Origin of the sequence: Sphingobacterium paramultivorum, assembly GCF_014109745.1 — a bacterium.
Classification (GTDB): Bacteria; Bacteroidota; Bacteroidia; order Sphingobacteriales; family Sphingobacteriaceae; genus Sphingobacterium; species Sphingobacterium paramultivorum.
In genome coordinates this window covers 2,935,186-2,949,947 of sequence record NZ_CP058555.1, presented here as the reverse complement: position 1 = coordinate 2,949,947, position 14,762 = coordinate 2,935,186, and the positions used below count along the sequence as shown (strand labels likewise).

Sequence of the window (14,762 nt, the reverse complement as noted above, 5' to 3'; positions counted from 1 at the left end):
GGTTATATTTCTTGTGTTTTTAAAATTGCTTTTATATTGGCAACTGATATTTCTGTATAATTATTTATATAATCATTACTTGCAGGTAATTCTTCTTTTTTATGGGTTGAAAGTACGGCGACAACTTTCATTTCAGCATTTTTCGCCGCGGTAATACCAGAAAAAGAATCTTCAAAAACAATACAGCGGTCAACAGGAATTTGCAGATTTTCCGCAGATTTTAGGTAAACCTCAGGATGTGGCTTATGTAGTTTTACGTCTTCGCTGCTTAGTGTGGAAGAGAATAGCTGACGTATATTCAATTCATCCAAAATTAAGTCCATATTCTCTCGGGGAGCAGATGTCGCCACAGCAAGCTTAAAACCGTTATTTTTTAATTCCGTTAGAAACTCAATTAAGCCCTTAATAGGAGCAACGTGTTCTTTATAGATAACTCTAAAAAGTTGCTCTTTTTCAAATTCAAGCGTTCGTAGTTCCTCAGGGGATATCGGACGTTGAAAGAAATGCTGCATGATGTAACTGTTATGCTTACCATACATGTGCTGTTCAAATTCCTCTTCTGTAGCCTGTTGTACATTGTGGTTTTTAAAAAAAGCTCTAAAAGCTTCCGCATGGAAAGGGTTGGTGTGGCTTATGACACCGTCCATGTCAAATATCGCTGCGTATTCTGTCATTGAGCTAATATACAATAATTGCCTTGTTTGATCGATTTTACTCATTCATATTCTGGTAAATATTTTCTTCCGACTAGAGAAAGCTGAGATTAAAGCGCCCTTTGTCGCAATTACTTACGTCATTATGAAATTGGAAAAAGTCTTCATAATCATTGGCAGGATAGCTGCCTTCAAAAAGTTCCAATTTTCTGTAGGTGAATAGTTTATTGTCCTTTATTTCTGACCTAAATTCATACTTTCCAAATGGTTTATTAATAATTTTCTTTTCAGGAGTTATATTTTTGAGCATATTTTCTGGGAGGGCGATGCTAATGCTATCGATATCAGCGTAACCCCTTTCAATGAAAATATCTTCCGTTCTATTTCTACTTTCTGCAATATTGGAATGTGTATTGAATAAATTAGGCTGGATCAAAAGTTTATTACCATTTTTCACAGCGTAGTTTTTGATAAAAATATTCAGGTTCTCCTCAATAAATGGATTTTCCTCCTTATGTTCAATATAGTTTACCTGATTGAAATTGATATTGTCTATATTATAATATTCCGTTAGAAGTTTATTCTTATCATTATTGCTGGCTAAAAGCACGTCCATATGGTTCTCATATTGGGCTCCATAGAACTTGGTATTTAAGGTGCCCTGGATGCTTCCGTCTTCCGAAAGTTTTAGGTCGGCATAGCGCAGTTGAAGATTGGTTGAGTTAATATATTTCGGCGTATGCATGATAACTCCGCCATTTTCGGTGCAAGCAACGACATCTCTATCGTCGGTAAAGTCGCTAAGAAAACCAAATGGAAGGTTTTGGCTCGTACATTCCAGCCAGGTCGTATCATTTTTGAATGGAATACATAAAATGACGTGATTTCCGTCCTGGGCATTTGCAAAGGTTTTGTGAAAACTTTCTTTGCGTCTGCCTGCTTCGACAATACAGTAATAGGAAGGGATATTGACCGCCGACAACATGCTTCGCATGTAATTCGCCAGTGCTTTACAATCACCGTAGCCCAAGCGGTCAACCTCAGAAGCCGGAAATGGTTCTAAGCCTCCAATGCCGATTTGAATACTGATGTAACGTGTGTTTTTTTGTAAATAATTGTATAGAATCTTTGCTTTGTCTTTATCTGAGCTTGCATCTTTTGTTAATGCTATAAATTTTTGTTTAGACGCTTCCGTCAAATCTTCTTTTTTGTTCAATAGGCTATTGGATACCCATTGGCCAAATTCTTTCCAATCCCCGAAATTTCCAGTCTTACCATAATAAATAAAATTTTTGGGAACGATGAGTACATTTATTCTTTTCAGGTTAGGATTGGGGCTATAAGATTCATCCTTTTTTGCAGCGATCTGTTCAGTATTCCATGTCTTACTTTCAGTCTTGTCATTTTTCTCTTCTTTGATACTTCCGTTATAATTCGTTGTTTCAATTCGGCATTCAGTGCCAATTGGTGCAATAAATTGAAAGCTGCTTTTCTCTACGGATACATTACTTGAGACCTCAGGAGTCCAAGATGGAATGATCAAGTTTTGTTTACTTCTAACTTCGTATTGGTATTCGACGGTATAGGGATAGCTGTGATAGTCAGGTACATATAATTTTACCCGAGAATCGGCAAACATCGTACTGTTGTCCACAGCGCTAATATCTTTGAAATCTTTCGTTGCAATTTTCTTTTGCAATATCCCCATTTCGTTATAGATGGCCCCCTTAAGACTCTTGATTTCAGTGGATTTATTATAATATACTGGGAGTGCGGCATAACGGTCCCCATTTTTATTGTAAACTGTGATAGCACAGGTTATGGTTGTGATGACCTGTTCGGGCGATTTCATTTCTACCACAGTTTTATCATTGCGTACAGTTGCTACTGCTCTGCTCTTTAATGCACTTGGAATATTGGCGACGTCGTAGTTATCTTGCCCAATTGCGAGGATCGGGAGCAGGAAGTATAGTAAGTTGATGAATACGATTTTCATTTTTTACCGATTAATTTTATGTCTAGCTTTTGTTGTTGAATAATACGTGAATACAATTCTTTGAGCGAAAAATATTCATCGACTGAAAATATAGGTTTGTTAAACGCAAGGCTTTGTAGTATTTCAAGTTGATTGCCATTGACCTGCGTTACATATCTATATTTTGCAGTTGACTCCGGGAGTGCTAATGATGCATTCTGAGGCTTCTCAGCAATTTCATAATGATCAGGAATGGTCAATTTAACGGAGTACAATGTTTTGGATTTAAAACCCATATCGACTGGATAAGTTCTTTCCTGTGCTTTAAATGGATTGTAGGAAATCCTGTCAATAACATTGGGCGCTAGCAATAATATGTCTTGTCCCATCTGTTTGGAGACATCTACGATGACATCAAATTCCTCTATCAATAGCTGATCAATTTCTTCAAGGTTTTGGATACTCGATTTTGTTAAAGTTACGTTGGGCATTTCTTCGTCCAGTTTTTCCCAGTATTCCTCCAAAGAATTGAATTTGGCGATATGTTGGCGCTTTAAGAAGGCTTTGTTACCCCTGCTACTTATGGTCAGTTTTCCCTTAATTTTAGATTGTTCATCTAAAGCTCCCTCCAATACGTAGCTCACATCGGAAGATTCTTCTACCGTAAGCGGAAACCAATCCGAGTTCTTTTTGGAGTAGATAATTCTTCCTCGTTCATTTAAACATTGTAAAGGCAGTTCTCCAAAAGGTAAGTATGAATTGGAGGCATCTAGTTTATATTTTACACCATCTATATTTACGCAGGCGATGACATAGTCGAAGTCAGATAATACGGGAAATAAGGCATTGGGAGTTCCGTTTCGTCGCGTTGAAAGAATAATAGGGTAGGCCTCCAGATCTGCAGTTAATAGCGCGGTTACTAGCGCTAAATTGATGTCGCCAATATTGCCAGTTCGTTTTTCCAATGCTTTTTCAATGCCAGATTCTGCATATTTGCCTAAATAGTTATTCCATTTTATTTGTTTGTTGATATAGTTATATATCTTCTTTGCTTTTTCTAATTTGGTGTCATTAGGAGAAACAATTGTTGCTAAACTGGCTTTGAATAAGTCTGTTTTTTTTAATTGACCACCAAAAGCCTTTTCATTCATTAGGTCCGTATCTACGTCTTTCCAGGTTTTGCTAAATGTCTTCTTGCTACCTGTACTCGGATAAAAGATTGATTCAAGCTCATAATAGATAGCAGATTTGAAATTGGTTGGCGAAGTCATGTAGTCCTCTTCAACAAATGCCGGAATGTTCTTCATTGTATAGGTCAATTTTGAACAATCCATTCGCAGTCCATCCAGGAAAATATATTCTTTCAATGCTTCGGCTTTTTGATCGGCAAGTTTGTAAGGACCACGTAAAACTACATTGTAGGCGAAAGAAGCAGGAATAATAGCTATATATTGGCTTTGTATTTTGGGAATATCATCTTGAAATTCCCATGTCTTGAAATTAAATAAATCCTGCTCTAGCGTCCGATAGGACACTTCAATAATAGATCCTTCTTTAATATTCGGAAGGGTGAATTTATTAAGGTCCAGATAGGGCGAGTAATTTTCCCTGAAAACTTTCTTATTTTCAAGCTCCGTTTTCTCGATCCTGCCATTTTCTAAGTTATATGTAACAGCCTTTAGTTCGTCAAAATAGTCACGTATGTAACTTCCGCGTTTATACGAGGGAATTTCAAAATTAGCTTTTTTAAACCCCTCTTTGTTATTGATCCGGATAAGTACATGGTATTCATGTTGAAGTTTTATACGATTATCATAATCATCAACAAAAACAGAACTCCGTCCAAACTCATTGAGCACAATAGCATTGGCATTACTATCCAGGTCTGTTTTCGAGAAATCCGAAATAGAAACCTTACCAAAGTCAAAAGTTTGGGCTATACTATTTGTATAAATAGAAAATATTAAAAATAGCGTTAAAAACTGGCGCATAACTATAGGTGTAATAATTCACGAATATAAGTTTTTAGCCAAAATTAAACGATACTTCAGAATAATTATTTGTCTAGTTGCAAAAGATTATTAATAATTTCGGTGATGTTATCGATATCTTCACCATCTTCCAGCATAGAGAATGCAAGATAGGTGGCGTAGATTTCCGGACTGAATTTTACGTGCTTATCAGCAATAAACCTATCGATCTGTTCTTCATTACATTCAAAATTGATGCTCTGTAATTCATTGAAAAGATTGGTTGAAATGGTCTGATGATTTTCACCACAGGCAAACCCTGCAATGATATGGAATAGAAACTTATCGGTTATTTCGTCATCTTCCTTTTTGAACATAGCACGAATATGCTTATAATCGAATTTAGTTTTTGCGCTATTCACAATAGTGTCCCAAATCTGATACTCTGCTTTTGTCTCCATAGCTCGCTTTAAATTTATATTGGTATAACCAATATAGCAAAAATAATTTGATTTTTGGCAAGGATAATGAAACTTATTGGCCTACTCAAAGGAGCTGTAATAAGCGGATTATCTGTAGGTATAAAATTCACCAGATCCTCAGGTAAAGGACGGGATGTCAATCATGATGAATAACTTAGGCTTGTAATAAGGTGAAAACAATCTCTCCTAAGAAGCAGCCTAATATAACGCCAAATAGAATCGACAAAATCACTTTTAACCATACTGGGCTTGTTGCTAAAATTAGTTTCATGCCGCAAAATTGCTTTAAAAATATGCTTGAATGAAGACTTTTCTCTTATTTAAAGCTAGCTGTGGCGATACGATGACATGAATTTTTGGCTTTGTGGTATGATAATTGAAAATTAATATTTGAATTCGATTTTTTTAGTAATTTAAGTCGGAAAATGAAATTGTTGAAATAGCCTGATTTATAATTATGATAACACGAATAGTATTGACAATTGCTCTATTTACTTTAACAAAAGTTGGGCTTGGCCAACAGGTGAATATTGATAAAATTCGAAAAGAATATGCGGAGGCCGTGAAGGATGAGGATCTGTGTGAACATAATTTAGAGGTGCTGACGGAAGGTGCCAAATCACCGACCGAGAAAGTATACCTGGCCGCTTATCAAATACTTTTAGCGAAACATATAGGCAATCCTTTTAAGAAAGTTGGGCAGTTCAAAGAGGGCAAAAAGCATTTGGAAGAAGTGATTAAGGAAAATCCAAATCATATTGAAGCACGGTTTATACGTTGGAGCGTACAGGTGCATGCGCCTTCTTTTTTGGGATATAACAATAATATCCTTGAGGATAAAAATTTCCTTGTTAAAAATCTTTATAAATTACCCAATGAAGAGGCTAAATCAATTATTTATAATTATCTCAAAGGCGCAAATCCCTATCTTAAAGGTGGGCAAGTATTTAGCGCTACAGAGCTGAAGGAGCTAGCCCAATAGGACGTTAAAGGTTGTTAATTTGACAAGACTGTGGGGTATTTTGGCTAGAATATTGCGTATCTTGCTGTATGAATTAATTCAACATCTACAAAAAGAGTATATCATGAAGAATTTAGTTTTTCCAATGACTGTATTAACGGCCAGTTTGTTTGTTATCGGATGTGGTGTCAGCAAAAAGCAATATGCTGGTTTACAGTCCGACTATAGTAAATTGCAAACGGAGCACAGTCAATTGACCAAGCAATATCAGGATGGACAGCTTCAATTGGCTGAAGGTCGGACACGGATCAAGAGTTTAGAAGATCAGTTGGCTTCCGAACGGCAAAATAATACGGATCTCCGATCGGCTTATGCTGCTTTGCAGAAATCGCTAGATAACAGTATTAATCAGAATTCACAGGGAAATATTAATATTTCCAAGTTGGTTGATGAAATTAACGCTTCAAATAAATATATTAAGCATCTTGTTGAGACGAAAAACAAATCCGATTCCTTGAATCTGGTATTGACCAATAATTTGACAAGATCGCTTAGCCGCGAGGAATTGCAGGAAGTTGATGTACAGGTATTAAAAGGGGTAGTTTATATCTCACTTGCTGATAATATGCTTTACAAATCCGGTAGCTATGAAATTAATGATAGAGCTGATCAGACATTAAGTAAAATTGCGAAAATTATCCAGGATTATAGAGATTATGAAGTATTGATCGAAGGTAATACCGATACCGATCCAATTTCTAAATCTAATATTCGGAATAACTGGGATTTAAGTACCCTGAGAGCCTCTTCTGTGGTACAGGCTTTACAAAATAAATATGGTGTGGATCCTAAACGCTTAACTGCAGGCGGTAGGGGAGAATATAATCCAATTGCAGATAATACGACCGCGCTAGGTAAGCAACGGAATAGAAGAACGCAGATTATTATCACCCCTAAATTGGATCAATTTATGGAGTTGATTGATAAGGCTCCGGAGGCTACTGAGGTACCATCGGCACAATAGATTTTAATGAGGTAAATAAAAAAATCCTTTCCGTTTTCGGAAAGGATTTTTTTATTATCCAAAGAATTTAGTCGGGTCAAAACCGTGCTCTTTCAACACATCATCTGGTACACCATTCCAGACGCCGGGTTTATTTCCGGCATAGCCAATATCTTTTACACCTATTTCACTCGTGTAAAATCCCGAGGAAGTCAGGTTGCGCATCAATGAAAAGAAGGCAGCACCTTGTTTCATTTCCGGTTTTGCCAAATCAGGGTAGGCGATATCATCCACCAATGCAAGTTGATCTTTTGCACTACATTTGATAAATACTGTTCCGTAACGCTTTTTGGATTGGAGGTCGAGCCAACGAAGTCCGCCACGCATAGGGATTTTATTATCAGGCAAATCTTTTACGATAAATTCGATAAAATCGGGTACTCCCGCTTCCGAAGCGCTTCCTGAAATGTTATCCTTAGGAATAATAATATCAGCCAAAACAGTGATTGTAGCCATTTCATGTTCGTCAAAAAACTTTTCGGCGTATAATTGTTCCGTACGTTCGTATTCAAAATCCTGGACTCCAGGTAATTTTTTGCTATTGTCTGCTACTGCATTTTTAGCATCTTTTGAATTGCAAGCTGCGGTTAAAAGACCAGATCCAGCTGCAATTAATCCTAATGCTCTTAAAGATTCTCTTCTATTCATGCTTTTAACCGTTTAATTTTTTCTTTTCTTGAAGTATATATTCTGCTGTCCGCATTGATAAAGCGAGTATTGTCCAGGTCAGATTTTTGTCACCTTGTTGTACAAATGGTCCCGCATCCACGACGTAGAGATTTTTACAATCGTGCGCTTGTCCCCATTTGTTCAAAACGGAGGTTTTAGGGTCATTTCCCATTCTTGTGGTACCACCTTCATGAATAATTTTTCCGGGAGCTTCCAGGCCATACAATGTATCTGCTCCTGGTATTTTAGAAGTAATTACAGCGCCCATTTCGTGCATAATAGACTGAAATGTCTCTTGCATATGTTTGGCTTGTGCTATTTCTTCATTAGCCCATTTGTAGTTGAAACGTAGCACAGGAATTCCGAATTTGTCGACTTTATCGGGGTCAATTTCACAGTAATTGTCTTTTCTTGCCAATGCCGTTCCCCGGCCTGCCATACCTACATTTGCACCATAATAGCTACGGAAATCTTCTTTTAATGCAGTACCATAACCGCCTTTGGCTTTTGACTTCCCATCCGAATTTTTCGCAAGGTCATTTACTTTCGGTACCCAATTCAAAAATCCATAAGAGGGCATATGTAAACCGCCACCATATTCGATGTGGTAACCTCTTGGGAAATTCAACTTGGCATTATCTTCCCACCATGGTGAATAAATATGGACACTCCCAACACCATCCTCATTATAACGCTTCCGGTCAAGCAGTTGTGGTAAAAAGCCCGATAAACTGGCCCCTGTAGAATCGTGGAGATATTTTCCGACTAAACCGCTGCTATTACCAACACCCCCAGGATGCGATTTTGATTTGGAATTTAACATGATCCGCGCGCTTTCACAGGCGCTAGCACCCAAAATAACGGTTTTTCCCTTAACGGTATATTCTTGCAAATCCTTGGTGTTTACATAAGAAACACCAACTGCAATTCCTTCATCATTTGTAATGACTTCTCTTACCATTGCATTGTCTATCACCTTTAGATTACCCGTTTTCATCGCTGGAATAACCAGACAAGATGAAGAAGAAAAGTCTCCATAAACTTTACATGCACGACCACATTGGCCACAGTAGAAACAGGTACCTCGATCTTTAATATCTTTTGATACTTCGGTTAGCACGGCTCCTCTTCCGGGAATCACTGGAACTCCAGCTTTTTTGGCACCTTTTGCAATATATAATTCGTTTAAGCGTGGCTTAGGTGGTTTCATAAAAATACCATCGGGTTCGTTATGAATACCTTCTGCCGTGCCATATATTCCGATCATTCGATCTACACGGTCATAAAATGGCTTAACTTCTTCATAAGTGATAGGCCATTCGTCTGTTACTCCATCCTTTGGTTTGAAATCGTCAGGTCCCATACGTAATGAAATTCGACCCCAGTGGTTGGTTCTGCCGCCCAGCATACGTGCTCTAAACCATTCAAATTCAGTTCCCGCTACCTTGCTGTAGGGCTCACCTTCGATTTGCCAGCCACCGAAGGCGGCGTCAAAATCCCCGAATGGTCTTGTGGTACCGGCACCTCTTCTTGGAGATTCCCAAGGCCAGCGTAGTTGTAACGAATCTTTTGCTGGGTCATAAAAAGGACCTGCTTCCAGCATCAATACTTTAAGCCCCGCATGTGCAAGTATATAACCTGCCATACCACCACCTGCGCCGGAACCAACTACGATGGCGTCAAATAATTCGGGATTTTCTTTAATTTGATAATCTGACATAATTAAATGAAGTAATTAATTGAGAGGCCTGTACGCTACATTTGCCCTAAGGCTTAATATGTAAATGAGAAGGTTCAATTAATTTAATGGTTATTGTTTCATGTTTAAAATCATCGTGAATATATCGATAAAAATTCGTTTTTTTTAATTTAATTTATCGATTTAGCAGATTTTAAATAAAGAATATGGGATTGTTACAAAAGATACCGTGTTTTATTGAAATTTTAGGTAGTGCAGTCATTCACAACTGCGTTTATTCCGTTGCAACGAAACAAACGCAGTTGTGATTTACAGGTCTTTTAGTTTGATGACTTTGTTGATATGGATTTCCTGTAGAAAGACCGCATCATGTGAAATGACGAGTAGCGTACCTTTATAAAGCTGAATCGCTCGGGTTAGAATCCGGATATTTTGAAGATCTAAATTGTTTGTTGGTTCATCAAGAATAATTAAATCTGGAGACTGTTGCTGAATGGTGAGGCAACATAATATCAGACGCATTTTTTCACCACCACTCAATAGTTGGCAGGGTTTATCCCAATCGTCTTTTCCAAATAAGAACCGATTGAGCCTAATTTTGATCTCATGTTCAGGTAGCGTGTCGCTATTGAATTGCTGGGCCTGCTCGTAAATACTTAGATGCGAAGACAAAATGGAGTATGTTTGATCTAAATATATCGAACGAAATGATTGGCGTTCAATTTTTCCTTGTACAGGTGTCAATTGGCCGAGTAGAAGTCTGACAAATGTCGTTTTACCAGATCCATTCTGTCCTTGTAGTGCGATACGATCTCCACTGAATAATTGAAAGTTGATATTAGCTGGCCAGAGTCCTTGTGAGTCATACTTGAAATTGACATTTTCGACTTTGACCATACTCTTTCCGGTTGGAAAGGTACTGTTTCCTAAATCTATTTTAATCTCATCCAGTGCAGATTGTGAACCTCGGAGTTCCTGTAGATCGGATTTGATATCTCCAATTTTGTCCTGATGCACATTTTTTATCTTGGCGGTACTCTTTTCAGCATTATTGCGCAGTGTATTCATCATGATGCGCGCTACACCTGCCTTTTCCTGTTTTTTTTGACCGCGGTTGTTTAATCTATTTTGGCGTTCGATTGTTTCTCTTTCTTTCTCCTTTGCAATTTTGATCGCCCTTTCCTTGTGGTGGATATCTTGTTGTAACGCATGGCGCTCGGTCTCTTTTTGAGTTTCGTAAAAGGCATAATTCCCCCCATACCGCTTGATGCCCATTGGGGTCATTTCGGCCATGTCATCCAGTAAATTAAGCAGGGTTCTATCGTGGCTGACAATAATCACTGTGTTTTTGCTTGATTGAATCCAATCGTATAGTAGCGTTTTGCTATCCATATCCAAATGGTTGCTGGGTTCATCAAGAAGAATAAGTTCGGATCGGTGAATGTGGATTCCGGCCAATAAGACTTTTGTTTTTTGTCCACCACTAAGGGACGACATCTTCTGTGTCAACTGGATATCGTGTAGATCCCATTGCTCGAAAGCTTCTTGGCATCGTTCCTCCAAGGTCCAATCATCTTGAAGTCTATTGAAATTTTCTTCAGACGCATCGCCAGCTAATATGGCGTGGAGTGCATTTAATTTTTTGGCAATGCCAAGTGCTTCGGCGACTGTATTATCCTCAAATTGTCCCACAACTTGAGGGACATAATAGGTACTGGTACTGACTTGTACGCTGCCACTGGAAGGTAATAGTTCTTTGGCAATCAGTCGCAATAAAGTTGATTTGCCGACACCATTGTGGCCGATGAGCGCTATTTTCTCTTGCGCATTGATGTGTAGATTTATGTTCCCAAACAATAAATCTTTATTCGGATGTATATAAGAAAGTTGTTGTAATGAAAGCATGTTGAAATTCTTTAAATGTTAGAAAAGACCATTTGGACAGGTATTGTCAATGGATGGTATTTATTTCGTTCTAAAGAATTTTAATCTTACATGCAGTTTTAAGGATGTTGAGAGAAGCAAATATAGCCTTTTTATTTTGATGACGGGAAAGTTTTTGAGGAATAGTCAAATTGTTTATTTTTCTACTATTTGCTTCGGACAAATTGTACTTTTGAAAAAACGAATATTGTGAATAGAGTTCTCCTTATAGATGACGAAGAGAAACTTCGGAAATTGATGGCCAAAATTATTAGCCTGGAAGGTTTTGATGTGATTGAAGCTGCTGATATTAAATCGGGGTTGAAAAAGCTTGAAGTCAGTGATGTGGACGTTGTACTTTGTGATGTCAAACTACCTGACGGTAATGGGGTAGAAACGGCCAAATTAATTAAAGAGCGGTATCCAATTGTAGAGATTATTCTATTGACAGCATACGGGAATATACCGGACGGTGTTCGGGCGATAAAAAATGGTGCTTTTGAATATATTACCAAAGGAGATGACAATAATCGCATTATACCCCTACTTTATAAAGCCAGTGAAAAGGTTGCATTGGCAAGAAGGGTACAACAGTTAGAAAAGCGATTGGGAGATAGACTTTCTTTCGATAAGATTATTGGAAAATCTAGTGCAATAAAGGCTGCCATTGGCATGGCACAAAAAGTTGCCGTTACAAATACAACGGTCTTGCTCACAGGCGAGACTGGTACCGGTAAGGAGGTTTTTGCACAGGCAATCCATCAGGCGAGTTCCAGGAGAGAGCGTAGTTTTGTGGCCATTAACTGTGCCGCATTTACAAAAGATCTGCTGGAAAACGAGCTGTTTGGGCATAAATCCGGTGCCTTTACCGGTGCTACTAAAGATCAGCGGGGTTTATTTGAAGAAGCACATTTGGGAACTATTTTTCTGGATGAAGTCGGGGAGATGGCTGTGGAACTTCAGGCCAAAATTCTCCGTGTTTTGGAAACGGGCGAGTTTTTAAAAGTAGGTGACTCCAAACCAACGAAAGTGGACGTACGCATCATAGCCGCGACCAACAGAAATCTCGAAACCGAAATTGCATCTGACCATTTCAGGAGTGATCTATTTTATAGGTTGTCCGTTTTCACGATTGAATTGCCACCACTGCGTGAGCGCATTGAAGATATAGCAACTTTGGCACAATACTACGCTGATATCTTTGCTTTAAAATCCAACTTGAAACCCTTGCGGATGACCCCTGAGTTTGTGCTGGCATTGGAAAATAACCTATGGCGGGGAAATATCCGTGAACTGAAAAATGTGATTGAGCGCAGTGTGATTTTGAGCGAGGGCGGCATATTAGGTGTTGAGGGCCTTCCTTTTGGTGAACGTGAGTATAGAGAAGGGGCAAGCGTCTTATCAAACTTTTCAATGTCCAATATGGAGAGGCAACATATACAACGTGTATTGAAACATACGAATGGAAATAAAGCTGAAGCTGCTCGATTGTTAGAAATTGGCATAGCTACCTTGTATCGAAAAATTGAAGAATATAAAATCCAATGAAACTTAAAGCAAAGCTGACATTCGGGGTAGGATTTTTATTTTTTATGATCTTACTGCTTGCAATAGTGTGTGGGTATTATGTTTATCGATTAAAAAAAGATACCAATAATATTTTAGTCGACAATTATAATACGTTGCATTATTCCAGAAATATGCTGTTGGCCTTGGAAGATCTTCATACGAATGGGAAGAGCATTGCGCTATTTGAACATAATTTAAGACTCCAAAAGCGCAATGTAACTGAGCCTGGAGAACGAGCGGTGACCGAACGTGTAGATCATCACTTTTTGAGTTTAACGAAACAGCTGAAAGATTCTACAATTGCTGCTGACTTACACAAAGATATATTTCAGCTAATGTATCTCAATATGCAGGCAATTGAAAACAAAAATAATATCGCCAATGCAACAGCTGAAAAAGCTATTTTGGCGATCTCCATTGTAGGTGCGATCTGTTTTATGATTGCGTTTGTATTGCTTGTCAATCTCCCCCTGGCCATTGCTGGTCCCATTGTACAATTAACCGATAGTATCAAACAGATTGCTGCTGGGAACTATAAAAGGAGACTTCATTTTAAGCGAAAGGATGAATTTGGAGAAGTGGCGCAATCGTTCAATACAATGGCTCAAAAACTCGAGGAATATACGGAAAGTAAATTGGGTAAGATCTTGCAGCATAAAAAGAGAATTGAAGCGCTTATTGATAATATGCATGATGCCGTTATAGGGATAGATGAGGAAAAAAGAGTGCTTTTTGCAAATGAACCCGCTTGTTTGCTCTCGGGGTTAAAACACGCAGAATTTGAGGGGCAAAAATTAGCAAAAATAGCTTCTTCCAATGATTTGATTCGTAAGCTTCTCGATAGGATCAACGCTTTAAACCAGCAATCCGAGCATCTGGGTTTGGTTCAGATCTTTGCCTATGGAAAAGATAACTACTTTGAATTGGAGGTCATTGACATCAATGTTGTACCAACGGGAGAGGAGAGTTCGCAGTTTATTGGACAATTTATTTTGTTGAGGAATGTGACAAGTTTTAAGGAACGTGATGTCGCAAAAACAAATTTTATTGGAACGGTATCTCATGAACTGAAGACACCAATCGCATCAATACGTATGGGGATCCAATTGCTCGAGAATAAGCGGATTGGAGAGTTGAATGAAGAACAAAAAGACTTGCTTGAAGGAATTGCTGATGATACAGAGCGGCTTCTGAAAATTACGGGGGAACTTTTGGATATTGCACAAGTGGAGAGCGGTACCATTCAGATGAAGCTGAATCCGGCGACAATCGGACCGATTATAGATTATGCCCTTTTAGCCAATCGTTCAATGCTTGACCAAAAGAAAATTCAACTACAGGTTGAACTGGAAGAGGAACTGCCAATGGTTTTTATTGATAACGAGAAGACCGCATGGGTATTGACGAATCTACTGTCCAATGCAATTCGTTATTCCGATGAAGGGGGGGCGATTTGTCTTGCTGTCAAAAGAATGGGCGCCAGGGTGCTTTTGCGTGTTGAAGATCAGGGACAAGGAATCCCGGTACAATATTTAGCGAAGATTTTTGATCGGTATTTCCGTGTTCCAGGGGGTACAAAAGAAGGAACAGGCTTGGGGTTAAGCATAAGCAAGGAATTTATCGAAAGCATGGGGGGAGAGATTGATGTGCAAAGTGTTTTTGGAACTGGAAGTACATTTTTCGTTTACCTTCCTATTGCACCGCTTAAACAATCCACTTAAAAAAAGGAAGAGCTTAATGAAAAGCTCTTCCTTTACGAGGGATTGAAAGATCCTGCAGCTTGCTACGCAGAGGCTGC

11 protein-coding genes are annotated in these 14,762 nt (G+C 38.5%); 4 read left to right on the top strand and 7 right to left on the bottom strand.

Features of this window, described 5'->3' with window-relative positions; all coding sequences use genetic code 11:
• Positions 1–2: 2 nt before the first annotated feature.
• The 4 genes from HS960_RS12655 to HS960_RS12640 form a co-directional block, all read right to left on the bottom strand.
• Entirely contained in the window at positions 3–719 is a 717-nt protein-coding gene (locus tag HS960_RS12655; protein WP_228280319.1) for an HAD family hydrolase, read from the bottom strand.
• Between the two features lie 28 nt (positions 720–747).
• Positions 748–2,649, bottom strand: coding sequence for a DUF3857 domain-containing protein (locus HS960_RS12650; RefSeq protein WP_182332891.1), 1,902 nt, complete (start codon positions 2,647–2,649; stop codon positions 748–750).
• On the bottom strand, positions 2,646–4,619 hold the full coding sequence (locus tag HS960_RS12645) for a DUF3857 domain-containing protein (protein WP_182332890.1): 1,974 nt from the start codon (positions 4,617–4,619) through the stop codon (positions 2,646–2,648). The genes HS960_RS12650 and HS960_RS12645 overlap by 4 nt, the downstream gene beginning before the upstream one ends.
• Before the next feature lie 65 nt (positions 4,620–4,684).
• Positions 4,685–5,059 (bottom strand): hypothetical protein, encoded by a 375-nt coding sequence (locus tag HS960_RS12640; RefSeq protein ID WP_153846155.1) that lies wholly within the window; start codon positions 5,057–5,059, stop codon positions 4,685–4,687.
• Positions 5,060–5,537: 478 nt separating this feature from the next.
• Here HS960_RS12640 and HS960_RS12635 point away from each other — a divergent pair, with 478 nt between their 5' ends.
• Positions 5,538–6,062: a hypothetical protein gene (locus HS960_RS12635; protein ID WP_120334876.1), complete on the top strand. Its 525-nt coding sequence runs from the start codon at positions 5,538–5,540 to the stop codon at positions 6,060–6,062.
• A 103-nt stretch (positions 6,063–6,165) separates the two neighbouring features.
• On the top strand, positions 6,166–7,065 hold the full coding sequence (locus HS960_RS12630; RefSeq protein ID WP_182332889.1) for an OmpA family protein: 900 nt from the start codon (positions 6,166–6,168) through the stop codon (positions 7,063–7,065).
• Positions 7,066–7,119: 54 nt separating this feature from the next.
• Here HS960_RS12630 and HS960_RS12625 read toward each other — a convergent pair whose 3' ends face one another.
• The 3 genes from HS960_RS12625 to HS960_RS12615 form a co-directional block, all read right to left on the bottom strand.
• Entirely contained in the window at positions 7,120–7,752 is a 633-nt protein-coding gene (locus HS960_RS12625; protein ID WP_159729032.1) for a gluconate 2-dehydrogenase subunit 3 family protein, read from the bottom strand.
• Positions 7,753–7,756: 4 nt separating this feature from the next.
• Positions 7,757–9,493 carry a GMC family oxidoreductase gene (locus HS960_RS12620; RefSeq protein WP_120334875.1) on the bottom strand — a complete coding sequence of 579 codons (1,737 nt, stop codon included), beginning with the start codon at positions 9,491–9,493 and terminating at the stop codon, positions 7,757–7,759.
• Positions 9,494–9,781: 288 nt separating this feature from the next.
• Complete coding sequence (locus tag HS960_RS12615) at positions 9,782–11,377, bottom strand: ABC-F family ATP-binding cassette domain-containing protein (RefSeq protein ID WP_182332888.1); 1,596 nt, start codon at positions 11,375–11,377, stop codon at positions 9,782–9,784.
• Positions 11,378–11,605: 228 nt separating this feature from the next.
• On the opposite strand from HS960_RS12615, the gene HS960_RS12610 reads away from it, so the two are divergent.
• Together HS960_RS12610 and HS960_RS12605 are read left to right on the top strand one after the other, a co-directional pair.
• The gene (locus HS960_RS12610) at positions 11,606–12,943 is read left to right on the top strand and encodes a sigma-54-dependent transcriptional regulator (protein ID WP_159729028.1); all 1,338 of its coding nucleotides are present in this window, start codon (positions 11,606–11,608) and stop codon (positions 12,941–12,943) included.
• Positions 12,940–14,685, top strand: coding sequence for a sensor histidine kinase (locus HS960_RS12605; RefSeq protein ID WP_182332887.1), 1,746 nt, complete (start codon positions 12,940–12,942; stop codon positions 14,683–14,685). The genes HS960_RS12610 and HS960_RS12605 overlap by 4 nt, the downstream gene beginning before the upstream one ends.
• Positions 14,686–14,762: the final 77 nt, after the last annotated feature.